The organism is Aquimarina sp. AWH4_224 (genome assembly GCF_056160245.1).
Genome location: NZ_JBSWWU010000003.1, coordinates 525,554 through 551,404 on the forward strand (window position 1 = coordinate 525,554; position 25,851 = coordinate 551,404).

The 25,851-nt window shown below is 36.0% G+C and carries 21 protein-coding genes; 14 read left to right on the top strand and 7 right to left on the bottom strand.

Translation table 11 applies throughout. The features are described from left to right. Positions 1-20: 20 nt before the first annotated feature. Positions 21-716 carry a RadC family protein gene (gene radC / locus ACXAGJ_RS08485; RefSeq protein WP_474838873.1) on the bottom strand — a complete coding sequence of 232 codons (696 nt, stop codon included), beginning with the start codon at positions 714-716 and terminating at the stop codon, positions 21-23. A gap of 227 nt (positions 717-943) precedes the next feature. Here radC and ACXAGJ_RS08490 point away from each other — a divergent pair, with 227 nt between their 5' ends. The 3 genes from ACXAGJ_RS08490 (at position 944) to ACXAGJ_RS08500 (ending at position 2,551) form a co-directional block, all read left to right on the top strand. Next, a complete protein-coding gene (locus tag ACXAGJ_RS08490) occupies positions 944-1,387 on the top strand; it encodes a hypothetical protein (protein ID WP_073316808.1) in 444 nt (147 codons plus the stop codon). A gap of 108 nt (positions 1,388-1,495) precedes the next feature. Next, positions 1,496-1,939, top strand: a complete 444-nt coding sequence (locus ACXAGJ_RS08495; protein WP_474838875.1) for a DUF1569 domain-containing protein — start codon at positions 1,496-1,498, stop codon at positions 1,937-1,939. Positions 1,940-1,942: 3 nt separating this feature from the next. Beyond that, positions 1,943-2,551, top strand: coding sequence for an FMN-binding negative transcriptional regulator (locus ACXAGJ_RS08500; protein ID WP_474838877.1), 609 nt, complete (start codon positions 1,943-1,945; stop codon positions 2,549-2,551). Positions 2,552-2,554: 3 nt separating this feature from the next. Here the strand turns inward: ACXAGJ_RS08500 and ACXAGJ_RS08505 are convergent, their stop codons facing one another. Further along, a complete protein-coding gene (locus ACXAGJ_RS08505) occupies positions 2,555-3,907 on the bottom strand; it encodes a UDP-N-acetylmuramate--L-alanine ligase (protein ID WP_474838879.1) in 1,353 nt (450 codons plus the stop codon). A 353-nt stretch (positions 3,908-4,260) separates the two neighbouring features. On the opposite strand from ACXAGJ_RS08505, the gene ACXAGJ_RS08510 reads away from it, so the two are divergent. Then, positions 4,261-10,299, top strand: coding sequence for an alpha-2-macroglobulin family protein (locus tag ACXAGJ_RS08510; protein WP_474838881.1), 6,039 nt, complete (start codon positions 4,261-4,263; stop codon positions 10,297-10,299). Positions 10,300-10,481: 182 nt separating this feature from the next. Beyond that, complete coding sequence (locus tag ACXAGJ_RS08515; protein ID WP_474838883.1) at positions 10,482-11,036, top strand: DUF2459 domain-containing protein; 555 nt, start codon at positions 10,482-10,484, stop codon at positions 11,034-11,036. Positions 11,037-11,039: 3 nt separating this feature from the next. Here the strand turns inward: ACXAGJ_RS08515 and ACXAGJ_RS08520 are convergent, their stop codons facing one another. After that, complete coding sequence (locus ACXAGJ_RS08520; RefSeq protein ID WP_474838884.1) at positions 11,040-11,750, bottom strand: hypothetical protein; 711 nt, start codon at positions 11,748-11,750, stop codon at positions 11,040-11,042. Between the two features lie 155 nt (positions 11,751-11,905). Then, positions 11,906-12,415: a fasciclin domain-containing protein gene (locus tag ACXAGJ_RS08525; protein WP_474838886.1), complete on the bottom strand. Its 510-nt coding sequence runs from the start codon at positions 12,413-12,415 to the stop codon at positions 11,906-11,908. A 342-nt stretch (positions 12,416-12,757) separates the two neighbouring features. Between ACXAGJ_RS08525 and ACXAGJ_RS08530 the strand changes: the two genes are divergently transcribed. The 6 genes from ACXAGJ_RS08530 to ACXAGJ_RS08555 all read left to right on the top strand — a co-directional run bounded on the left by ACXAGJ_RS08530 (position 12,758) and on the right by ACXAGJ_RS08555 (position 16,517). Further along, the gene (locus ACXAGJ_RS08530) at positions 12,758-13,225 is read left to right on the top strand and encodes a nuclear transport factor 2 family protein (RefSeq protein WP_474838888.1); all 468 of its coding nucleotides are present in this window, start codon (positions 12,758-12,760) and stop codon (positions 13,223-13,225) included. 124 nt (positions 13,226-13,349) lie between these two features. Then, the gene (locus tag ACXAGJ_RS08535) at positions 13,350-14,297 is read left to right on the top strand and encodes a strictosidine synthase family protein (protein ID WP_474838890.1); all 948 of its coding nucleotides are present in this window, start codon (positions 13,350-13,352) and stop codon (positions 14,295-14,297) included. 80 nt (positions 14,298-14,377) lie between these two features. Beyond that, positions 14,378-14,812: a MarR family winged helix-turn-helix transcriptional regulator gene (locus ACXAGJ_RS08540; protein ID WP_474838892.1), complete on the top strand. Its 435-nt coding sequence runs from the start codon at positions 14,378-14,380 to the stop codon at positions 14,810-14,812. 76 nt (positions 14,813-14,888) lie between these two features. Next, complete coding sequence (locus tag ACXAGJ_RS08545) at positions 14,889-15,314, top strand: nuclear transport factor 2 family protein (RefSeq protein WP_474838894.1); 426 nt, start codon at positions 14,889-14,891, stop codon at positions 15,312-15,314. Positions 15,315-15,410: 96 nt separating this feature from the next. Further along, entirely contained in the window at positions 15,411-15,986 is a 576-nt protein-coding gene (locus ACXAGJ_RS08550; protein ID WP_474838896.1) for a Crp/Fnr family transcriptional regulator, read from the top strand. Positions 15,987-16,064: 78 nt separating this feature from the next. Continuing rightward, positions 16,065-16,517, top strand: a complete 453-nt coding sequence (locus tag ACXAGJ_RS08555; RefSeq protein WP_474838898.1) for a carboxymuconolactone decarboxylase family protein — start codon at positions 16,065-16,067, stop codon at positions 16,515-16,517. A gap of 25 nt (positions 16,518-16,542) precedes the next feature. Here the strand turns inward: ACXAGJ_RS08555 and obgE are convergent, their stop codons facing one another. Next, positions 16,543-17,541, bottom strand: coding sequence for a GTPase ObgE (gene obgE / locus ACXAGJ_RS08560; protein ID WP_474838900.1), 999 nt, complete (start codon positions 17,539-17,541; stop codon positions 16,543-16,545). Positions 17,542-17,609: 68 nt separating this feature from the next. Further along, on the bottom strand, positions 17,610-18,719 hold the full coding sequence (locus ACXAGJ_RS08565; protein ID WP_474838902.1) for an adenylate kinase: 1,110 nt from the start codon (positions 18,717-18,719) through the stop codon (positions 17,610-17,612). 155 nt (positions 18,720-18,874) lie between these two features. Here ACXAGJ_RS08565 and ACXAGJ_RS08570 point away from each other — a divergent pair, with 155 nt between their 5' ends. The 3 genes from ACXAGJ_RS08570 to ACXAGJ_RS08580 all read left to right on the top strand — a co-directional run bounded on the left by ACXAGJ_RS08570 (position 18,875) and on the right by ACXAGJ_RS08580 (position 23,181). Continuing rightward, positions 18,875-20,032 carry a 5-(carboxyamino)imidazole ribonucleotide synthase gene (locus ACXAGJ_RS08570; protein ID WP_474838904.1) on the top strand — a complete coding sequence of 386 codons (1,158 nt, stop codon included), beginning with the start codon at positions 18,875-18,877 and terminating at the stop codon, positions 20,030-20,032. Positions 20,033-20,077: 45 nt separating this feature from the next. Beyond that, the gene (gene purE / locus ACXAGJ_RS08575; RefSeq protein ID WP_474838906.1) at positions 20,078-20,563 is read left to right on the top strand and encodes a 5-(carboxyamino)imidazole ribonucleotide mutase; all 486 of its coding nucleotides are present in this window, start codon (positions 20,078-20,080) and stop codon (positions 20,561-20,563) included. A gap of 596 nt (positions 20,564-21,159) precedes the next feature. Beyond that, positions 21,160-23,181, top strand: a complete 2,022-nt coding sequence (locus ACXAGJ_RS08580) for a M3 family metallopeptidase (RefSeq protein ID WP_474838908.1) — start codon at positions 21,160-21,162, stop codon at positions 23,179-23,181. 61 nt (positions 23,182-23,242) lie between these two features. On the opposite strand, the gene ACXAGJ_RS08585 is transcribed toward ACXAGJ_RS08580, so the two are convergent. After that, on the bottom strand, positions 23,243-25,768 hold the full coding sequence (locus ACXAGJ_RS08585) for a M20/M25/M40 family metallo-hydrolase (protein WP_474838910.1): 2,526 nt from the start codon (positions 25,766-25,768) through the stop codon (positions 23,243-23,245). Positions 25,769-25,851 lie beyond the last annotated feature (83 nt).

The following is a 25,851-nucleotide window of genomic DNA, read 5'->3' on the forward strand; positions in this document are numbered from 1 at the left end:
ATTGAATCCTGTACCGAATCCTACAACATTGCATCATCGGCAAAGCTAAAATAGCTTTTTTCGCCTATAATCAAGTGATCAATGACCTTAATATCCAAACTTACCCCTGCTTGCTTTAGCTTTTGGGTTAAATTAATATCGGCAGTACTAGGTTTTAACCCTCCACTTGGATGGTTATGACCGATGATGATGTTTGTTGCTCCATACTCTAAGGCATTTCTAAAAACTACCCTAGGGTCTACTACAGTAACTGTCTTCCCGCCAACGCTAATTTGTTTTTGTTGAATCACCTTATTTCCATGATCTAAGTAAAGCACCCAAAACTCTTCATGTTCAAGATCTCCCATAACTCTATCGAATAAAACATACGCATCTCTACTACTAGTAATTACAGGTAGGACTTCAATACCTTCTCCCCTTCTTCGCCCCAACTCTAATCCTGCGATAATCGAAATTGCCTTAGCCTCACCAATACCTTTAAACTGCATGAGATCCTTTAACGATAATTTGCCTAATCTATTTATTTTATGATCGACGCTTGCCAAAATTCTTTTACTTAAAGCCAATGCGCTTTCATCCCTATTTCCAGACCCAATAAGTATAGCTACTAACTCGGCATCCGTAAGCGCATTCTTACCTTTGACGATTAATTTCTCTCTTGGACGATCATTTCCACTCCATTTCTTAATAGAAAAGGAAGAATTTTTATCGATCATATGTTAATTTTTATCGTTAAACAAAAAAATATCCAGAGGTATAATTACAAACTATTTCCCTCAAAAACAATACATTATTCCCCTAAATATCCACAAAAAAACCCAATTCTATTTAACAATCCTTTAATATTATATAGCATATATTTGTTTGAAAATGAAAGTTTTACTATATTTGGGCACCCTTAATCCAAAAATGAATAATTTAAAACCTTCAAATTAACCTATTTATGAAGAATATTTTTACTATCGTTTTATTCCTTACTGCACTTAATTTTTACGGTCAAGACAATAAAGTTTCCTTTCTAAACTTAGTAGGAAATAACATACAAGTCCCAAGAGGATGTGAAGCTGTTTCAGAATATGAATTACAGGCATGTAATGGTACCTCTATTAAGTGGGATTATTATACAGATGATATGTTATCTGCTGTATTCGATGCAACTATTAGTGCTTTCGCTGAAGGTAGCGCTGCAAAGACTGAAGTAAAGTTTACTTCTTTTGGTTCTGAATTAAAAGGTTTCAAATTTAAAACAGGAAACACATATCAGTTCTTCTTAAGAGGAACTATTAAGGATCAACCATTGATGATCAACTTAGGAACTCCTAATGATATAGCTAGCGAAGATGATCTAGACGGTTTCTTAAGTTTATTCTTTGATAAAGTAGGTTAAAATCAAACATATATATTTAGAAAGGCGAGTTAATAAAACTCGCCTTTTTTATTTTTATATAAATAATGTTTTATTTTTGGTATGCATCTATCCAAAAATACCCTCATTATGAAATCACTTTTTGAAGAATCAACCTTACAGGAAATAGAAAATCGCATAGATCAAATTTCTGACACCACTTCTCCTGCCTGGGGAAAAATGAATGCTTCGCAAATGTTTCATCATTGTCAGTTTCCTTTGAAAATTGCTTTGAAAAAAGAGCATCCTGAACTCAAACCTAATTTTCTAGCCAAACTATTCTTCAAAAAATCCATGTATAATGACAAACCTTGGAAAAAAAATCTACCCACCCATTCCAAATTAAAGGTCGAAGATCAAAAAGAGTTTGAGTCTGAAAAACAACAATTACTGGAACTCACAAAAGAGTTTTCGAACCAAAGAGACAAACAGCAATGGGGTCCACACCCGATGTTTGGTAAATTCACCCGAGATCAATGGGGAAAAATGCAATACAAACATTTGGATCATCATCTTAAACAATTTAACGCATAATTCGTGTATCCACCAAAACATCACCAAGATTACAATACAGAAACGATTAAAAGTGTAGCCAAAGCTTATCCTTTTGCTACTCTAGTTTCTTCAGACGGATCCGTTCCTTTCATAACACATGCACCTTTGATATTTCGCAATGATAAACTTGTAGGACATATCGATCGCAACAACCCACATGTTAATTTATTGAAGGAAAATCATTTTGTTACTGCTATTTTTCAGGGACCAAACACTTACATCTCACCTTCAATTTATACAACAAAACAGCTTCCTACCTGGAATTACATTATCGCACATGCCAATGGTAAGGCTAAAACGCTTATAAATCCCGAGGAGATTAAACAATCGATTGTACGAATGACTGAGTTTCTGGAAGGACCCAATCAAAAGTTCATTCTGGATATCGATGACCCACGAATGGATCGATTAGTGCCATACATACATTGTTTCGAAATAGCGATTGATACTTGGGAAGGGAAGTTCAAAATCAGTCAGGATAAAAACCCTAATGACATAGAGAACGCCAAAAAAGAATTAATACAAAACAATCAAAAACAAGTTGCTGATTTTGTAAACCAGATGTACGAACTACACTTTTCGTCTCATTAGATATTAAAACCAGCTCTTTACCTCATCAAAATTTAACCCTCCATAGTTACCACTGCTCATCAAAAGTAGTACGGTATCTGTAAAATCCTGCTGCCTTAAAAAAGTCTGAAATTCATCAGGATTGGTATAAATGATCAAATCATCGCGTTTGAAAGCGCTTTCAATCTGATCTGCAGAAACCTCTTCTAGTTGCTTAATTTTTACGGCATGGGGAGAATAAAATACCACCGCTTTATCTGCAGAGTCAAGAGCTCCTTCGTATTCTTTTAAAAACTCTGCATTGAGACTACTATACGTATGTAACTCCAAACAAGCGATGACTGTCTTGTTTGCATATTGCTCTTTGACAGCTTTTGTAGTAGCACTCACTTTAGACGGGCTATGCGCAAAATCTTTATACGCCACCGAGGTCGAATTCTCGGCTATTTTCTCCAATCGTTTTGACGCTCCTTTGAACGAAGCAATAGCTTCATAAAAATCATCTTCATCGACTCCCATATGTTGGCATATCCATTTGGCTCCAGCCAGATTACTTAGATTATGCGCCCCAAATACTTCTATAGGCATCTCTCCTTCGGGAGTATCGAGAAGGGTACTCCCATCCTCGATGCTATAGACTGGTGTAGTATAAGGAAATTTTCGGATCGGAATTTCGATTGCCTCTGCTAGCTGTTTCACCTCGGCATCTTCTTCATTATACACCAGAGCACCCCCATTAACAATAGAGTTCATAAAAATCCTAAACTGGTCCACATAGTTTTCGTAAGTAGGAAATACATTGATATGATCCCAGGCAATACCGCTTACCAATGCAATATTGGGTTGATATAGATGAAATTTTGGTCTACGATCGATAGGAGACGACAGATACTCATCACCTTCGAGAATCATAAAATCGTTCTCTTCGGTAAGGCGTACCATGGTATCAAAACCTTCTAGTTGTGCCCCTACCATGTAGTCTACATCTTTATCATGATAGTGCAATACGTGCAGAATCATCGATGTAATGGTGGTTTTACCGTGAGACCCCCCAATAACTACACGCGTTTTATTTTTGGATTGTTCATAAAGAAATTCGGGATAAGAATATATAGTAACTCCTAATTCTTGAGCTTTTAGTAATTCTGGGTTATCTTTTTTTGCATGCATCCCCAAAATAATAGCATCAAGATCAGAAGTTATTTTTTCTGGAAACCAACCAAAAGTACTTGGTAATAAATCATATCGATCTAATCTCGATTTTGAAGGTTCAAAAATGGTATCATCGCTTCCTGTAACCTGATATCCTTTTTGATGTAAGGCAATAGCAAGATTGTGCATGGCACTCCCTCCTATTGCTATAAAATGTACACGCATAGCTATTCTTTAATTCTAACGGTAAATATACAAACCAATATGGCATAAGGAAAAGATCCTATTCAAAAATACAGACACACTCAATCAAACCGCAGTTTTACTCATTCCCGGTTTTTTACGTTAGTAATTCTACTTTTTTTAGCATCATCGTATACTTAAAATGTATTTTAAACGATAAAATTATTGTAAAGACTCATTTCAAATATGTAGCTTTATATTGTTTTTAATAAGCATAAAACACTTACTTCAAAAAATGGTATGCCTATTGTTTGAGTTTATTTGACAACCTATAAATCAGTATGATGAAAAAGTATTTTATTCTTACCATATTCTGTCTAACAAACCTATTTTTTATGAACGGTCAACATAACTATCAGGAGGATTGGAAAAAAGTAGTCACTTTTGAACAAAAAGGATTGCCCAAATCTGCCATAGAAGTGGTAAAGACTATATATACCAAGGCTAAAAAAGAAAATAATGATCCTCAAGTCATCAAAGCGTTGTTGTATAAATCAAAGCACTTATTGACCCTAGAAGAAAATGCACAACTTACGATAATCAATGATTTTAAGACCGAAATCAACGAAAGTGCATTTCCCAAGAAAAATATATTAGAAAGTATTCTTGCCAATTTGTACTGGCAATATTTTCAACAAAATAGATGGAAATTTTATAATCGCACAAAAACTGCACAAAAGGTAGATGAGGAAGATTTTAGAAGTTGGGATCTGGACACCTTGTTTGAGGAAATACACACCCATTTTCAAAAGTCGATTCAAAATGGAGTGCTAGCACAGCAAACAGATCTCAAAAAATTTGATGAGATTCTGAACACTTATTATGATTCAAAAAAGTATCGCCCCACGCTTTATGATTTCTTAATGCACAATGCGCTTCAATTTTATAAAACTTCAGAAACTGGTATCACCAAACCTTCGTATGCATTTCGCTTAGATAACCCAAGTTTTTTAAGTGATCATAATACATTCTCTACTTTACGAATTGAATCCAAAGACACCTTGTCTCTACAAGGAAATGCCTTGAAATTATACCAAGACCTCATCCAATTTCATAAAAGAGACACTACTCCAGTAGCGCTTACCGAGGTAAATATCGAGCGCTTAAAATTTATTTATGAACACGCAGTGTTTCCTGACAAACAAGAAGTTTTGTTAAAAACATTACAACTCGAAAAAGAAAAACACAGCCAACACCAGGTATCTGCATTATACGATTTTGAAATTGCATTGCTATATAAAGAACAAGGTTCCTCTTATATTCCAGGACAAAATGAAACGCATAGATGGCGACTAAAAGAAGCTTTAGAAATTTGCAAAAACACCATCGAAAAGTTTCCAGAATCAAGGGGTGCGGATAATTGTGAAGCCCTAAAAGATGAAATTCTTGATCAGCAACTTGACATCAAAACTGAAAAGTTTGTCCCTATACAAACCCCAGGACGCTTATTGGTGTCATACAAGAACCTAAACAAACTATACTTTAAAGCCCTAAAAATAACTCCTAAACAACTCGAAACACTTGAAAGAATCTATGAATTAGAGAAACAGATCAAGTTCCTGAATGGATTGAGAGTTAGTATCACTTGGGATGCCGAAATACGGAATGAAAACGACTACCAAAAACATGATACAGAAGTATTGCTCCCAGAACTAGATGCTGGTTTTTATCTCATATTGGCTACTCAAGAATCAGAGTTATCCAAAGAGACCATGTTTTCTTATGGACATATGCAAATCACAGATTTATCTTTGATTGAACACACTGCTCCTTCTGCATCTATTTTTCAAGTACTAAATCGTCATAACGGAGCACCAGTCTCTAATGCCAAAATACATTTAAAATCTTCTAACCAAGGGTATCGACAAAGTTTGGATAAAACCATCTATACAGACGTTAATGGGCAAGCTTCTTTAAAGCTTAATGAATATTATTATGATGTGACGATTACCGTTACCCACGAAAAGGATAAAGCTATTTTTGAAGGATATTACTTAAACAGAAACTACGAGCCTAATCAAAATGATGACAGCACCCGTTATTCTACATTTCTGTTTACCGATCGCAGCATTTACCGACCTGGTCAAACAGTATATTTTAAAGGAATAAGAATGTCTTCTAAACGCAAAGAAGACTTCAAGGTGGTTCCTAACACTTCTGCTTTTGCCCGCCTAAGAGATGTGAATGGTCAGGAACTAGAAACTTTGCAATTTACCACCAATGAATATGGATCTTTTGCTGGAGAGTTTATCTTGCCTTCTTCTGGACTAACAGGTTTATATACTATACAAACAGACGATTATCAGAGTATTTCTTTTTCGGTAGAAGAATATAAACGCCCAAAGTTTGAAACCAATTTCAACCCTGTAGTAGAAACTTATACTGTTAATGACACTGTAAAGCTTACCGGAACTGCAAAAGCGTATGCCGGTAGTAATATAACTGATGCAAAGGTGGTGTATCGAGTACATCGAAAAGTACAATACCCACGGTGGTGCTACAGGTTTCCTAGCTATAATTCAGATTCGCAAGAAATTGTAAATGGCGAAACTACCACCAATCAAAATGGAGAATACTTCATTAATTTTAAGGCTTTACCAGATCCGACGGTTCTAAAAGAAAATCAACCCATTTTTAATTATGAAGTTACTGCTGATGTTATTGATATCAATGGCGAGACTAGAAGTACCACCACTATTGTTAACGTTGGATATCATTCGATAACGGCTGGTCTAACTATAAATGGAGTCATTAACAAAGAAGAAAAAGATCAAACGATTAGTGTTACCACCACAAATCTTAATGGAGAAGCGGTAGCTGCTAGTGGCACCATCAAAATCTATAAGTTAGAAGCTCCTACGCACCCTTTGCGTAAACGCCCTTGGGCAGCACCCGACTACCCTGGGTTTGAAAAAGAAGCTTTTGAAAAACTGTTCCCTCACGACGCTTTTAAAGATGAACACGATTTTAGAAAGTGGAAAAAAGGAACCTTGGTTTTGAATACCAATTTTAATACGAACACCACCAAAAGTAATCCTTTGGGTAACCAACAAATTACGCTGGGGAATATCAAAAAATGGGAGTCTGGCAAATATGTTGTTGAACTAGAAAGTAAAGACCCTTTTGGGCAGGCAGTAAAAGATATCAGATATACAACGCTCTATCAACAATCTGATAAGGTGATAAGCGATAATCAACTATTTGAAATCACAACCGATAAATCCACGTATAAGAATGGTGATGTTGCTTTGGTGAAATTAAGTTCGGCTTCTGAAGATATCACGGTGACTATAGATATTGAAAAAAACTACAAAATTGTAGAGACACAACTTATCCGACTTTCAAAGAACAGCAAAGTCATAAAAATACCAGTAACCAAAGATGATCTTGGTGGGTTTTCTGTGAATTATAGTTTTGTAAACTATAATAGTTACCAACATGGGGTACTTCCTATTGCAGTACCTTATGAGCCTACGGAGTTAAGCATAGAGACCAAAACATTTAGAGACAAATTACAACCAGGACAGTCTGAAACCTGGAGTTTTACCATCAAAGGACCAAAAGGCGATAAGGTAAGTGCTGAACTATTAGCTAGCATGTATGACATGTCGTTGGATCAGTTCAAACCGCATCAATGGTATTTCACCCCTGTAGCAAGACCACTTTACTATACCCAATATGAACGTCGATCAACCCATAGTTTTGGAGCCAATACATTCCGTCTTTATAACGATCCGAGTTATGGCTCCTATTACGGATACCGATCTTATGATCAGCTAGAATGGTTTGGGTTATACTTTGGACAAGGGTATTCTGGTTTCCGAAGAAGCAAAAAATTGTCTGGTGCTCTGGAAATGACTGCCGCTCCTCTTGCTGCGAAAAGTGCCGAAGTAGCTGATGAAGCAGAATTAAGCGAAGTTGTTGTTGAAGGAAACGAAGATAGACTTAGAGAAGAGGCCAATGCAGAAGCTGACCAGGAAGAAAAGGGAAGTACAGATCAAAAAGACACTTCACTTGAAGGAGTAAAAATCAGGAAAAATCTACAGGAAACAGCGTTCTTTTTGCCACAGCTTACTACGGATCCTGAGGGTAATATCAGTTTTACTTTTACGGCTCCAGAAGCATTGACACAATGGAAATTACAGCTTTTGGCTCACACCAAAGAAATGAACGCAGGTACACAGATGCTAGAAACTGTTACTCAAAAAGAATTAATGGTACTTCCTAATCCTCCACGATTTTTGCGAGAAGGAGACACTATAGTTTTGAGTAGTAAAATTTCTAATCTCTCTGATCAAAATCTGAATGGAGTCGTAGAATTACAGTTATTTGATGCCTTGACTAATGCTAAAATAGATGATAAGTTAAGTAACACCAATGCACGTCAGAATTTTGAAGTGACCACAAAAGGAAATACTAATGTTTCCTGGAAATTGCAAGTGCCCGATGATGTACAAACTGTTCTGTATAAAATTGTAGCCAAGGCGGGTGAGTTTTCTGATGGAGAACAAAGCATGTTACCAGTACTAAGTAATAGAATGCTGGTTACAGAGACGATGCCGATGTGGATTCGCTCTAATCAAAGTAAGACATTTACTTTAGACAAACTTAAAGACAATCGCTCAAATACACTTAAGCATCATAAACTAACGCTAGAGATGACATCAAACCCAGCATGGTATGCCGTACAAGCACTACCCTACTTGATGGAATATCCTTATGAGTGTTCTGAGCAAACCTTCTCTAGATACTATGCCAATGCGTTGGCTAGCCATATCGCAAATTCTACTCCAAGAATACAAGAGGTTTTTAATCAATGGAAATCTACTGATGCTTTATTGAGTAATCTGGAAAAAAATCAGGAATTAAAATCACTGATCATTCAGGAAACCCCATGGTTAAGAGATGCACAAAGTGAAGCGGAGCAAAAGAAACGAATAGCCTTGCTTTTTGACCTTAACCAAATGAACAATGAGTTGCAATCTGCATTAAATAAACTGAAGAAAATGCAATATGGTTCTGGTGCTTTTCCCTGGTTTGAGGGCGGAAGAGAAAATAGATATATCACGCAGCATATTGTAACTGGATTTGGTCATCTAGACAAACTTAACGTAGCCGAATATGACAGCAGTACAAAAAATATGCTTCAAAACGCTATTCGATATCTGGACAATGCTTTTGTAAAAGAATACAAAGAACTGAAAAGATATTGCAAGAAAAATAAAATTGACATCAATAAGAATCACCTTAGCTATACCCAAATTCACTATTTGTATATGAGGAGTTTCTTTCCGGATGTAAAAAGACCAAACAACACCAACGAAGCTTGGGAGTACTATATTGGGCAATCCAAAAAATATTGGTTGAAACAAAATCTGTACGCTCAAGGAATGTTAGCACTAGTTCTACATAGAAACAATGATAATTCTGCAGCTACAAAGATCATTCGATCACTTGACGAGAGAAGTATCAACAACGAAGAGTTGGGTATGTACTGGAAATCAAATGTAGCAAGTTGGTATTGGTATCAGGCGCCAATAGAAACACAGTCTTTAATGATTGAGGTATTTTCTGAAGTAGAAAAAGAACCTAAGCGAACAGAAATAGTTGACAATCTTAAAGTTTGGTTACTTAAAAATAAGCAAACTAACCGATGGCAAACCACAAAAGCAACGGCCAATGCGGTGTATGCATTGCTGCTACAAGGAAGTGATTGGATATCGGTTACCGATATGGTAGACATTGTACTTGGAGATCAAAAAATTGATCCTGCCACTATCGAAGATGTAAGTGTCGAAGCAGGAACCGGATACTTTAAAACCTCTTGGAATGGATCCGAAATACAACCAAACATGGCTACGGCGCAAATTACCAAAAAAGGAAAAGGAATTGCTTGGGGAGCCCTGTACTGGCAATATTTTGAAGATTTGGATAAAATCACAGTTGCAGAAACCCCGCTATCGCTGAAGAAAAAGCTATTTGTAAAAAAGAATACAGATACAGGAGAAGAAATTACTGAAATTACAGATGCTTCCCAGTTGCAACTGGGAGATCTTGTTCGGGTACGCATCGAATTACGATCCGACCGTGCCATGGAATTTGTACATATGAAAGATATGAGAGCCGCAGGCTTTGAACCCATAAATGTGATCTCTCAGTACAAATGGCAAGACGGTTTAGGGTACTACCAAAGCACAAGAGATGCTGCCACTAATTTCTTCTTTGATTATTTACCAAAAGGAGTGCATGTGTTTGAATATGACTTGAGAGTAAATAATAGCGGTGACTTCTCGAATGGAATCACCACCATACAGAGTATGTATGCTCCAGAATTTACAAGCCACTCTGAAGGTATAAGAGTACATATTAATTAATCAAGAGCACCTGCTGTATTACTTTTACGGCAGGTTTATTTTATTTTTTGCTTGCGATTTAAATCTAAATAGCTGTAATTCGTTTTATGGCATTGATAAAAAGGATAGCAAAATATCTATGTTTTGTATTACTAATACCATTAGTGTATTCGATCGTTTCCCTGATCTCAACTTACATCACTGTGAATTCGGAAGACACATCTGCAGCAAAAGATCACACAGTATATCTAAGTTCTAATGGGGTCCACCTGGAAATCATCATTCCCCGATCTGAAATAGCTCCTGCCATATTAGAAGGACTAACCTATACCGATGAGGATTTGTTCTTTTCTTTTGGGTGGGGTGATAAAACGTTCTATGTAGAAACCCCTACATGGGCAGATCTCACTTTCATCAATGGGTTTAGAGCATTGTTTGTAAACACCTCCACCCTACTGCATGTAACCAGATATAATTCAATGCACCAGGACTGGGCTGCCATTAAAATGACATCTCAACAACTGGATCGAATGAACAAGTACATACTTAATGCTTTCCGATTAGATCAAAACCAACAAAAAATATTGTTGCCGGGTATAGGGTATTATAAAAATGATGATTTTTACGAAGCTACCGGTAACTACAACTGTTTTAACACCTGCAACACCTGGGTAAATTCTGGTTTGAAACAAAGCGAAGCCAAAGCCTGTCTCTGGACGCCTTATGATTTTCGACTAATTGACATCCATCAAAACTAATCTTTAATCGGATAACGAAAGATCAAGCTCATTTTCCAGATCTTCCAGTTTTGCCATTGCGGTTTGATAAGCCTGTATTTGTCGTTGGATCAGGATTCCGTAACCAATAATCATGTTCTCGTAGCGATGATCCTGAATCAACCCCTCGTCATCAACCGGATAAAAATCTCTATATCTGATCTTTTCAAAAAAATATGGCCTGGTGATGGTTCTTACATAGTCGTTAAGCACCTTTTCTTTTTCTTTTACTTCGTTTAAATATTCGTAGACTGTAATTATTTTTTTCCGAAGCTTGTAATCTTTTATCAACTCAAAGTCACCCGACTCTTTAATATTTTCAAGGGTAATCGTAGAAGACTTATAACTTATTGTATTCAACAAACTGGGAGATAGTGTGCGTAATCGTACATCACCATAGTTTCCTATACGCATGATGTTTTTTAGAGTGTCGATTTTAGAAAGCTGTACCTCGCAATAGGACAATGTATTCTTAAGGCTTTCTATATTCGATTGGTTTTCAATATCAAAACTTGTGATATAATCTTTCAGCAAGCCATTTTGCTTTTTCGACTCACTCCAACTATTTAACCGAAAAGCCAATGTAATACCAATAATAACAATCAGTAGATCTATTATTTTCGATTTCCAATCTATATGCCACCAAAAACCAAATATGGATCGAGCAATCTTTTTTACAACTAGTAGTAGTTTCATCCCCAAGGTATTCTTCTAAAAAGGGATAAAATTAACAATTTATATTCACACTCAATCCAATCCGTTTTATGTCCAAAATTAATTCAGAAAAAAAAGGAAACCCGCTATGGATTTCCTTTTCTTTAAGTATCAAAAACTATATCAGTGAACAGTCATTATTTAGGCATCATTACAGACTCTATGGTATGAACAATACCATTGGTAGCTTCTAAGTCATTTACCATTAACCTACCAGCGTTTCCTGCTTTGTCTATAAGGTAGATTTTATCTCTTTTCATCGAAGCTAGCAAGCGTACACCTCCCAAGGTTTTTAGCGTAACACTACCTCCATTTTCTTTGATCGCTTTTACAATATCGTCTCTATTAATAAGCCCCGGAATGATATGGCAATTCATGATTTGAGTAAGTTTAGTTTTACTTTCCGGTTTTTTAAGACTTTCTATTAATTTAGGGTGCAGTTTTTCGATGGCTCCGTTTAAAGGAACAAATACAGTGTAAGGCCCTTTTTTTGCTAGCAATTCTTTGAATTCGGTATCTGCAATAAGGGTATTAAATTTTTCGAAACCAATATCTCCTGATACTAATTCTGAAAGGTTGGGTATTTTTTCTTCAGTAACAATATTCGCCTGAGCGATCAATTTGTCATTTTTATCCTTGGTATCCATTTTTTTGGACTCAGAACAGGATGTGAAAAATAAAAAACTAGATGCTAAAAGTGCGAAAAGGGGTTTGTTAAAATTCATGCTTTAAATTTAGTTTCGTCAAAAAATGTGCTCTACTACAAAACTGTTTTCTGAGGATTGTAGTATGATTTTATCTGTTAAATATATTTCAAGAAAAGTTAAAGCTTGTTAACAAATGAGTATCCGTTTGAGTTGGATTAGAATGCGTTCTTATTTGAAAAATTTCCAGAATGCGAAGTCTTTGTTAAAACCAATTCCTGATGAGATATATTTGGTATATTTAAAGAATTCATACTATACACAACCTTACAAACCTTTTACCACATGAAGATGTTTACTTTGTGTTTTTTGATCGTACTCTCCAATTTGATGATCAGCTGCACGAACACTACACCCCATCCTGCAAATCAGGAAAAAGAGCTCTTAGCAGCCGTAAACGAATTTAATCAAGCTTTTAAAGAAGGTAATGTTAAAAAATTAGCATCTATGATTACAGATGATTATCATCATACCAACGGAAACGCAAAGCCTATTGGTAAAGATGATTGGATTGGGTACTTAACCAAACGAAGTGTTCAAATTGAAAATGGCGATATCAAAGTAAATGCATATCAAATGGAGGAAACAGATATCAAATTCCATGATAATACGGCCATTCTTACTGCAAAAATTACCGTTTCCACTTCAAAAGGGGATACTACACAACAAAATCAATATCGGGTTACTAATTTTTGGGTACATCAAGACGGGAATTGGAAAAGAGCTGGGTTTCATGATGGAAAAATAGAGTAATCTTAATCCTTTAAAATCATAAGATATTATGCGAGGTAGATCTGTTAAAATTATCCTTCTTGTATTGATAGTATTTCTAGGCTATGTTTTTTACACACTACAATCCACAGGATTTTTTAGAACTGTGGAAAATCATTTTGAGGGTTCAGTACTAAAACAAATACCTTTGCATGGTGCAGAAGATATTACCATAAGCCATACTGATAATTTTGCGCTTGTTTCTTCTACAAAAAGAAATATCTACCCACCTACCGAAGAAGAATCAGGCGGACTCTATAAATTAGATTTACAGAACAATTCGTTTACCACTATTCATCTCAGCAAATCCTTTTCTAAACCTTTTGCTCCACATGGGGTTTCTATGTTCAAAAAAGATGGAGCATATACTATTCTTGCGGTAAATCACACCAAAAATGGACACTCTATAGAAAAATTCAGATTAATGGGTGATAGCTTGGTGTTTGAAAAAACATATTCACATCCATCTATGATTAGCCCTAATGATGTTGTATTGATTGATCAAAATCGATTCTATTTTACGAATGATCATGGGTATACCAAAGGAATGGGAAAGTTTTTTGAGGAATATCTGGGCCTGTCGGTTTCGAATGTAGTTTATTTTGATGGAACTGATTTTATTGAAGTCGCCGATGGAATAGCTTATGCTAACGGGATTAACTTTGATCCTAGCAAAAACTTGTTGTATGTAGCCTCTCCCAGAGGTTTTGAAATTAAGGTATATTCTAGAAATCCAGATGGGACCTTAATTTTTACTGAAGATATCCCCTGTGGTACCGGAGTAGATAATGTAGAAATTGACCCCAAAGGGAATTTATGGACAGCTGGACATCCGAACCTACTTAGATTTAAAGCATATGCCAAAGGAAACAAAACCACCGCTCCTTCAGAAATCATCAAAGTAACGTATCGCAAAAAAGGAGATTATACCACAGAAAGTATCTTTGTAGATAAAGGTGATTTGATGTCCGGATCTTCGGTAGCCACTCCTTTTCAGGATATGATTCTTACGGGCAATGTAATGGATAATAAATTCTTGATTCTAAAGAACTAGATCAATATCATAAAGTTAAATTCAAGAATAAACTATTGATATATCAACAATTTTTATATATTTGAATCATTCTATTCGTTATGAAGAACCAAGACATTGAAAATGTAATTTTGTTTCAAATTGACAAGACCAGCAAAATTTCGAAACAATACTCCCAGCGAGAGTTTGATCAAAAAAAGCTGGGAATTACTATTGAACAATGGATTTTATTAAAAATAATAGAAGAAACACAACCTATCTCGCAAAGAGAACTTGCGGATAAATCCCTAAGAGATCCCGCTTCGATCACAAGAACACTGGATATTCTGGAGAAGAAACAATTTATTCAAAGAAAACCTATACCTAATAATCGAAGACAATACCATATCGAACTTACAATCCAAGGAAACGCTTTCGTAAAAAATAATATGGAAATGATCAAAGCGCATAGAAGAAAAAGTATTGAAGGACTTAGTTCTGAAGAAATTGAATCCTTGAGAACGATTTTATTAAAAATACAGAAAAACATGAGTTAGTTTTTTTTGATTTTAATATTGATATATCAACCATTGATTTAACATGATTAAATATTAACCTAAAAATTCGTATACAATGAAAAACACCATTTTAATTGGATTGATTGTGTTGTTTGCAAACGCACCTGTACAGGCTCAATCCACAGATGAAAAAGAAATTAAAGACACCGTACTTGCCTTTGCCAAGGCGGGAGATCAAAATGACGTTCAGACGCTAGAACAACACCTTGACTCAAATTATCGGGTAGTGATGAATAGGCTTTTTGGAAGTTCTGAAGTGGCCATCGTCCCCCGGTCTGTTTATCTTCAAAAGATAAAAAGTAAAGAATGGGGAGGAGACCAACGCCAGGTTAGCTTCAAAAACATAATTGTTAATGAAAACGTAGCTACCGCCAAAGTGGTCCTTAAAGGTAAAAAAGCCACTTTTGTTTCTCTTATGGATCTAATCAAAACCGAAAAAGGGTCCTGGAAACTTATTAGCGACACACCCATTATTTTGTAATAGTAAAAAAAACACCCTGTTGGATGATCCTCAGGGTGTTTTTTGATTATCAGAAAAAGCCTATTTTTAAAGGGTAAATCAGATACTATTTCTTTCATGTTAACTTCACTGCGCGAGCATGTTCTCAAATTCGTAAAACCTTCAGAAAAAGAGCTTCAGTTGCTGTTGGATGCTGTTGAAACCGAAGTGATTTCCAATAAACAATATCTAATCAAAGAGGGACAGTATTGTTTATATCTACACTTCATTGTCAAAGGGTGTTTTCGATCTTATTTTATACATAATAGTGGCGCAGAAAAAGTAATCAATTTTGGTATCGAAAATTGGTGGATCACAGATTTTGATAGTTTTATTCATAGCCGTCCTTCCGAACTTCATATACAAGCCGCAGAAGACTCTATCGTACTCAAAATCAGCAAACAAAAATTAGATCTTTTGTTACAGGAATCTATCGTAATTAATCAATACTTCAGAATGATCCATGAAAAAGTACGTATAGCCGATCAAAGACGGATCAAATTTATGTACAGCCTTTCGGGAGAAGAATTATATCATTCTTTTTGTGAGCATAATCCAAAATTCGTGCAACGTGTCCCTCAATATATGTTAGCTTCATATCTTGGTTTTACCCCAGAATTTTTAAGTAAAATAAGAGCACGTAAAAAAAAGTGATATATTTCTTGAACTAGATTAATTTTTGGCTGGTATTACCTTTCGAATTTTGTAGTGTATATTAAAAAATATAACGACATGAAAACAGAAAGAATTAATATCAATCAGATTACACCAAAGGCATACCAACCTTTATTTGATCTTCACCAATACTTAAAAAACAGCACATTATCACCAGCCGAATTTTTGCTTATTGAAATAAGAGCATCTCAAATCAACGGTTGTGCTTATTGCTTACAAATGCATATCAAAGATGCTGTTGACAAAGGAGAAAAACAATATCGGATACATGCCTTACCCGTCTGGGAAGAATCTCCATTTTTTACTGAAGATGAAAAAATCATCCTACAAATGACCGAGCAAATTACAATGATTTCGCAACAGGGGTTGAGTGACGAGCTTTACCAAACAGCAATGGATCATTTTGATGCTACCAAAGTTGCCGATATCATCATGGCTGTTTGTGCAATAAATACATGGAACCGAATAGGTAAAGCTACACTAATGACACCTGAAGCTTCTCAATCCTAAACACATTGTAAAAAGACAACACTAATTAAGCGTTTAACATCTTCCAGAGTTGATCTTTTAACTCTTGCAATCCTTTTTGGGCAACTGAAGAAATAAACAAATAAGAAACCTTCAGTTGCTCATCAAGTTCTGCTTTCAGTTCTTCTTTTAATTCGTCATCCAACATATCAGATTTTGATATAGCAATAAGTCGTTCTTTATCCAAAAGTTCCGGATTGTATCTACGTAACTCATCCAGTAAAATTTCATATTGCTCTTTGATGTCTGGAGCGTCTGCTGGAATCAAAAACAATAAGGTAGAATTGCGTTCTATATGACGTAGAAAACGATGTCCAATACCTTTTCCTTCGGCAGCTCCTTCGATAATTCCAGGAATATCTGCCATCACAAAAGTTTGAAAATCTCTGTATTCAACAATTCCAAGATTAGGCTTTAGTGTGGTAAACTCATAATCTGCAATCTTAGGTTTTGCCGCTGTAATCACAGATAAAAGTGTGGATTTACCAGCATTAGGGAAACCGACTAATCCCACATCTGCCAATACTTTTAACTCCAAAGTAATATCGTGCTGCTGCCCTTCTATCCCAGGCTGAGCATATCTAGGAGTTTGATTGGTGGCACTTTTAAAATGCCAGTTTCCTCTACCTCCCATTCCTCCTTCAGCCACGATGTACTCTTGACCATCTTCTGTAATTTCGGTGATTACATTTTGGGTTTCTGTATCTCGGATTACCGTTCCCAACGGGACATCTATAAAGATATCTTCCCCATCGGCTCCGGTACTTCTATTTTTACTACCATGTCCACCATGTCCAGCTCTGAAGTGCCTTTTGAATTTGAGGTGATACAAGGTCCACATATTAGAATTTGCACGTAAGACAATATGTCCTCCTCTACCCCCATCTCCACCGTCGGGTCCACCTTTTTGGATATACTTTTCGCGATGCAAATGCACAGATCCCTTACCTCCGTTTCCGGAAGTAACGTGTAGTTTTACGTAATCTACAAAATTCCCTTCAGTCATAGTTCAATACTTAATCTTTCTAGATCAGGATCGTTAATCTATTTGTATACCTTTTATATCTTTTAAAACTATGATAAGTTATCTATAGTCTTGCTTAGTCTATCTGTAATTTCTTCGATAGCTCCAACTCCATCCACACCAAAGTACTTACTTTGTTTCTGATAATAGTTCTTCAGGATTGCAGTCTCGTCGTAATATACTTTGATACGGTTTCTAATTACTCCTTCATCTGCATCATCCGCTCTTCCAGAAGTTTTTCCTCTCTCTAATAATCGATTTACCAATACCTCATCATCTACTTCTAGAGCAATCATGGCACTTACTTCTGACCCTTTATCTTCTAACAATGTAGCTAATGAATCTGCTTGTGCTTCAGTTCTTGGAAAACCATCAAAAATAAAACCGTTAGCTTCAGGATTTTTTTCTACCTCAGCATTCAGCATATTAATGGTAACTTCATCAGGAACCAATTGTCCTTTATCGATATATGATTTAGCCAGTGTACCTAATTCGGTTGCATTTTTGATATTGTACCGAAATACATCTCCTGTAGAAATATGCACCAGGTTGTATTTTTCTTTCAAAACTTCTGCTTGGGTTCCTTTTCCTGCTCCCGGAGGACCGAATAGCACTAAATTTGTCATTTTATTCATTTTTAATTGGTAAACATCTGTAAGATTACGACCTAATCCATTATAATCCAGACCATATCCCACAATAAACCGATTTGGGATTGTGATCCCAACATAATCGATGGTAATCTCTTTGGTATATACTTCTTCTTTAAAAAACAGGGTAGCAATCTTAACCGTTTTACAGCCCTTATCCTTCAACATTTGTGTAAGAACTTCTATGGTATTTCCCGTATCTACTATATCTTCTAGAATCACTACTGTTCTATCAGATACATCTTCATCTAATCCTATGAGTTCCTGTACCTTGTTTGTAGTTTGCGTACCTTGGTAAGAAGCCAGCTTTACAAAACTAACTTCACAATCACCTTCATATCTTTTGAGCACTTCAGAAAAGAACATAAATGCTCCGTTAAGCACCCCAATAAACAATGGGGTTTTGCCTTCAAAGTCTTGATTAAGGTCCTTAGATAGCTTGTCTATTGCCGTAGTAATTTGATCTTCAGCAATAAATGGAACGAATTGTAGATCGTGCAACGTAATCATGCTATCTTTTTAGGTTTCGGTGATCTTCCTTTTTTTATTAAAGCGGCAAAGATAATGATAAATACACTTTGACTACACTATTTAACCGCTATAATTATGGTAAATCCTTCTGAAAAAATTATTTTTGCGTTTTTAAGCCAAAAAATACCCCAATAATGACAAACTTTTTTTCGTCAAAATTTAAGCTCGGAATTCTGGGAGGAGGACAATTAGGAAAGATGATGCTGTATGAAACCAGAAAGTATGATATCAAGACATTTGTTCTTGATCCTAATCCAGAGGCACCTTGCAAAGTGGGTTGTGATCACTTTCAACAAGGTAGTCTTATGGACTATGATACTGTATATAATTTCGGAAAAAAGGTGGATGTACTCACCTTTGAAATCGAAACCGTAAATATTAAAGCCCTTGCACAATTAGAGAAAGAAGGAAAAAAGGTATACCCAAGTTCAAAAACACTAGAAAATATTCAAAACAAAGGACGTCAAAAGTTATTTTATCAAAAATACCATATCCCTACCGCTCCTTTTGTTGTATTCTCTAATAAAGCACATTTGGCAGAAGGGATTACCAATAACAAAATCAGACTTCCATTTGTATGGAAAAGTACGCAAGGGGGGTATGATGGTAAAGGTGTATCTATTATAAAGACAGGTGCAGATCTAGCAAAATTACCCGATGTAGAATGTATTGCAGAAGAAATGGTTAATTTCAAAAATGAATTGGCCGTTATTGTAGTACGTAACCCGAGCGGGGAGATTAAAACCTATCCGGTGGTAGAAATGGAATTTCATCCAGAAGCAAATCAGGTAGAATATGTGATTTGTCCAGCTCGAATTGATGATAAAGTGGCTCAAAAAGCCATAACTGTAGCTCAAAAAGTTTCTGAATCTTTTGAACATGTAGGTATCCTAGCAGTAGAAATGTTTCAGACTCAGGAAGATGAAATTCTGGTCAACGAAGTAGCACCAAGGCCTCATAATAGTGGTCATTATAGTATCGAAGCGAGTTACACCAATCAATTTGAACAGCATATCAGAGCAATTCTAGATTTACCCCTTGGAGCCACAGAAAGTAAGGTTGGCGGAATTATGGTTAATTTGGTAGGTGCCGAAGGCTACGCCGGAGACGTTGAGTATGAAAATATCGAAAAAATAATGCAGATGAGAGGGGTTACTCCTCATATCTACGGTAAACAGCAAACGAGACCGTTTAGAAAAATGGGACACGTTACCATTATCAATGAAGATATTAATGAAGCTAGAAAGATTGCTGAAAAAGTAAAAAACACCATTAAGGTGATTAGTAAATAAATTTTAAAAAGCATTTTTATTAATAATAGCAAACAGAATTAATCAATGAGCAAGGTAGGAATTATTATGGGTAGTACCAGTGACATGCCCGTTATGGAAAAGGCCGTAGAAGTTTTACAAGGTTTTGATATTGAAGTAGAAGTTGATATCGTTTCGGCGCATAGAACACCTGAAAAACTATTTGATTATGCCCAAAATGCTCATACCAGAGGTATCAATGTGATTATTGCAGGTGCTGGCGGAGCTGCACATCTACCAGGTATGGTCGCCTCTCTTTCTCCACTTCCTGTAATTGGTGTTCCGGTAAAATCTAGAAATTCTATCGATGGATGGGATTCTGTATTATCTATACTTCAGATGCCAGGTGGAGTTCCAGTGGCTACGGTAGCATTAGACGGCGCGCTCAATGCAGGGATTCTGGCTGCACAAATTATTGGTGCTCAAGACAAATGTGTGTTAGACAAAATAGTAATCTACAAAGAGGGGTTAAAGCAAAAAGTTATCCAAGGAGCAAAGGACATAAAGAAGTAAAATTTACACCCATTTTTTGCGCATAAAAAAAGAGTCACTTTTCAGTGACTCTTTTAAATATTAGGTCTTACAAAGGAATATAACAATATTTATTAACCAACTTAAATATATTACACAAAAAAATTCATCGTAAGACCATACTCTTAAAACCTAGTACAAAGGTAAAACCTTACTTTGATTACACAATAAAAGTAATAAAAACTTATTAACAATTTTCGATAAAACACGTATTTTATCGACAAAATTCATATAAGGACGTCTTTAAAATTTAATTTGATCGAAAAAGCATACAATTTTTTCGATTTTTACAAGTAAAAATCATACTAATAAAATAAAAAGAGCTGCAATTTTTTGCAGCTCTTTCAATATATTTGGTCTACGTAATGAAAAATAATTATTAACATCCATACCCCTGATACAATAATGTAGCTATTCTCATTACAAGACCATCACTAATAAACCTAATCCAAAACTAGGTGAATAAAGATTAGTGAAAGCCAAAATTGATGAAATCAATCCTTCATTTATCGATAAAATACACTATTTTTCGACAAACGAACTTGATAAAAATGTACAACAAGAAATTACTATAAATAATGAATAATCCGTTACTAGAATATTTTGATCAGGCACCTTTTTCAAAAATAAAATCTGAACATTTTCTTCCTGCAATAAAGAATGGAATCGCAAAAGCCCGTAAAGAAATTGATACTATTGTTGATAATGAAGACGCCCCCACCTTTAACAATACGATAGAAGCTTTGGATTACAGTGGTCAGCTTTTGGATAGAGTAACCAGTGTATTTTTTAACCTAAATAGCGCTGAGACTAATGAAGAAATTCAAAAAATCGCCCAAGAATCCTCTCCATTGTTATCTGAATTTAAGAACGACATTTCGTTAAATGAAAAGTTATTCAAAAAAATAGAGGTTATATATCAACAAAAAGACAGTCTTGATTTAAATCCAGAACAGCAAACATTACTCAAAAAGAAGTACAAATCATTCTCTAGAAATGGAGCCAATCTTCCCGAAAATAAAAAAGAACAACTACGGGATATTGATATGAAACTTTCTAAATTAAGCTTGAAATTTGGAGAGAATGTTCTTGCAGAAACCAATAAGTTTGAAATGCTTATTACAAACGAATCGGAGTTATCAGGACTTCCTGATGGAGCCAAGGAAGCTGCAAAGGCCATGGCAGAAGCCAAAGACAAAAAAGGCTGGTTATTTACCTTGGATTATCCTAGTTATGTCCCTTTTATGACATATGCCGATAATAGAGACCTTCGTAAAAAACTTTCTATAGCTTTTGGATCAAAAAGCTTCAAAAATGACGATGTAGACAACCAGGATATTGTTTTACAAATTGCGAATTTAAGACATCAAAGAGCACAACTATTAGGGTACGATTCTCATGCACATTTTGTATTGGAAGAAAGAATGGCCGAAACACCCGAAAAAGTATTCTCCTTCCTTAATGACATTCTGAAAAAAGCAAAACCTGCTGCCGAAAGAGAATTTCAACAATTAACCAATTTTGCAAAACAACTAGATGGCATAGACGCTTTGCAAAAATGGGACGGAGCCTATTATTCTGAAAAGTTAAAACAACAACTTTTTGATCTTAACGACGAAAAACTGAAGCCTTATTTTAAGCTTGAAAACGTAATCAACGGAGTGTTTGAAGTGGCTTCCAAATTATTTGGACTTCGTTTTGAAGAAGTAAATACCATAGATCGTTATCACGACGAAGTAAAAACATACGAAGTATTTGACCTTGACGGCAATTTTATCTCGCTGTTTTATGCAGATTTTCATCCAAGACCTGGTAAGCGAAATGGAGCCTGGATGACTTCGTACAAATCTCAAATGAGAGAAGAACAAAAGAATATACGACCACATGTTTCGATAGTATGTAATTTTACCAAACCCACACCTAGTAAACCTTCTTTACTAACCTTTAATGAAGTAACCACCTTGTTTCATGAGTTTGGTCATGCACTGCATGGTATGCTAGCCAATACTACGTACCCCAGTCTTTCGGGAACTAGTGTATTTTGGGATTTTGTAGAGTTACCAAGTCAAATTCTAGAAAACTGGTGCTACGAAAAAGAAACTCTGGAATTGTTCGCAAAGCATTACGAAACCGGAGAAGTAATCCCAATGGAGTTGGTACAGAAAATCAAAGAATCTGCAACTTTTATGGAAGGTATGGCAACTCTTCGACAATTAAGTTTTGGACTACTGGATATGTCTTGGCACGCTCAGGATCCAAGTGAAATTACAGATGTAAAAGCACATGAGAAAAAAGTATTTGCCGAAACATCAATGTATCCAGATGTAGCAGAAAATTGTATGAGCACGGCATTCTCACATATTTTTCAAGGGGGATACTCTGCAGGTTACTACTCCTATAAATGGGCAGAAGTACTGGACGCGGATGCGTTTGAATATTTTAAGGAAAACGGAATATTTAACAAAGAAATTGCCACACGCTTTCAAGATCATGTTTTATCCAAAGGAGGAACCGAAAATCCTATGGAGTTATATAAACGGTTTCGCGGACAAGAACCTAAACCTGAAGCTTTGTTAAAGCGAGCAGGATTAATAAAGTAATTACATTATATAGAAAAGGTGCTTCAATATTTTTTGAAGCACCTTTTTTATGCTCTGGACCTTATTGAATAACTATTTTTTGTGTCAAAGAATCCTCTCCTTTGGTTTCCAGAGTGATCAAATACACTCCCGCTTGTAGAGATAATTGTTTGGCAGAAATTGTATTGGTGCCAGAAGTCAACTCCATATGCTTGATCTCTCTGCCTAATAGCGTATGTATCGAAGCATGAACAGCAGTTGAAACTTTTGTAGGCATATTGATGGTAAAGCTATCCGTAGTTGGATTTGGAGTAATTTTTACTGCTGCCAAAATTCCCTCGCCTTCTGTTCCCAAAACTGGAGTAATATCTCCAAAGTCAATCCTTTCTTTTAAAGCACCCGAACAAGAACCTTCATATATTTTCACATTAGAAAACACAGAAGTATTACCACTTCCGGCATCATTATCGTTAACAAATACCAAACGATTCATAGTTCCTGTATAAAAAGTCCCCACAGGAATAGTATATGTTGTAGTACCACTGGAGTAATTGTCATAATTAGTCACTCCATAATTTTGTGACCCGTGAACTTTGAAATATCTAGAAGAAGTCAAACTGTTATCATCTTCAAAACCGATTCCATGAATTTCTCCCTGATTGCTGCTGCTAAACTCAAATTCTATTACTGTCGATGCAGTCACTACATAATCATATGCTATAGATTTCCAGGTATTATTTTGTAAAGACAGCCCTGATCCGCCATTAACCACAGAAAAATCACCTGCATTGTCCTGATTAGAGAATGAGGAAACCGTAAAATCATTAAAATTTAAAGCCGTACAGTTACCAGGACCAGGATCTACACCAGACTCAGTTAATTTCACATCATCTACTGCAACGTCTCCTTGCCAACTATTTCCTGTAACCGTATTGAAACGTAACTGTATCGTTGATCCGATATAGGATGCAAGATCAACAGAAGCATCATTCCAGGCACTTCCCTGGTCTCCAGATTGAGCAAATACACTTGTCCATGATGTACCATTATCAGCACTTACTTCTACTGCCAAGTTTCCTACTGCACTTCCTTGCATATGGTATTTGAAACTAAAAGTTGCCGAAGATAAAACGCTCAAATCAAAACAGGGAGATGTAAGAATAGCCTGCTTATTAGGAAAGCCTGTTCCATTTCCAGAAGCTTCTACATATATATAAGAAGAACCTTCGGCAGCATTGTTTGGCCCTGTGCCATTAGAAGGTGTTCCATTACTATCTGCTGTCCAGTTCAAATCATCGCTAGTGGATTGCACCCAACTTCCTACATTACTTTCAAAACCTTGTTGATACGGATAAGTAGTGATACTGGTGGCACATGTATCTCCACCTCCTGGACCTCCTGACACTCCGTTGGAAATTTCTATTAAATATTCCAGAGCCAGCTTAGCAAATTTGGCTGAGTGGGTTGCATTTGGCGTAGGTGATCGATCAAAGGTATCTCTTGTCGTATGGATATGAGGATTGTGTTCACCAAATCTTGCTTCAAAAGGAAAGGTAACGGGATATCCTTCTTGTGCCCAGCTATAATGGTCTGAACATCCATAATTACATTGAGAAGTACCATAGGTAATCTTGTGTGTACCTGAAGCATTATAATGATTCAATAAGCTGATCATAAAATCGTTTAAGGTATCATCGTTATAAGAGTCCGTAGAAATAAAAGCATCGTTTGTAGATCCTTTGTAGTTGGTCATATCCAACTGCATATAACTCACCACATTGACATTACGACTTCGGTAGTCCTCGGCAATCTCTCTAGATCCTCTTAATCCCACCTCTTCTGCGGCAAATGCCATAAATTCGATCGTTCTTTTGGGTGTAAAATTCATAGAAAACAATACGCGAGCTGCTTCAGTAATAGTTGCAATTCCAGAGGCATTATCATCTGCTCCTGGTGCATTTGCATTGTTGCCTCCAGCGGTAGAATCTGCATGTCCTCCTAGCACAACAAATTCATCCGGTTTTTCTGAACCGGTGATCGTCATTACCAACGATGGCATTGCAGTACTTGTGTGTTCTACTACTCTTACCGAAACATCACTACGCCCACCTGCAATACTTTCCCACTTGGTTTTTAGGTCCAAAATAGCTTGTCGTGCAGTGTTGGTGGTATGATAACGTGTGCCGTAATTTTCCCACTCCTGAATTTGATCAGCAATATTAAGATTGTTCACTAAATCCAGACTTTGCCTTACCAAAGCATCTTGAGTAATAGCGTAACTCATCTTTTGCTGAACGGTATTCGACATTTTGGAGATAGCCCCAATTGCCGCGATGGCTTTTTTGGCCGAACTTTCATAAACAAATCCAGGACCATGTACCAATACTTTGTGATGTAGCTCTTCTGCAGCTTTATCACTGAGTTTTACAGCGCTGTAGCCATTGGCAGATTTCAGAATTTGAATATCATCTGGATGATTTAACAATAGATCTTTTGCATCATTGGTTTGCATTGTTGCAAAAAACATGTCTTTGGTTTGTTGGGCATAGCTATGCGAAAAGAGTAAGCATAGCAACCCTACTGAAATAATTAGGTTTAATTTTTTCATTATAAGTACGAGTTTGTGTTAGTACTATAACTTACACAAAATCAACACATAACAAAAACGGAGGAGCCACAAAATAATAACTG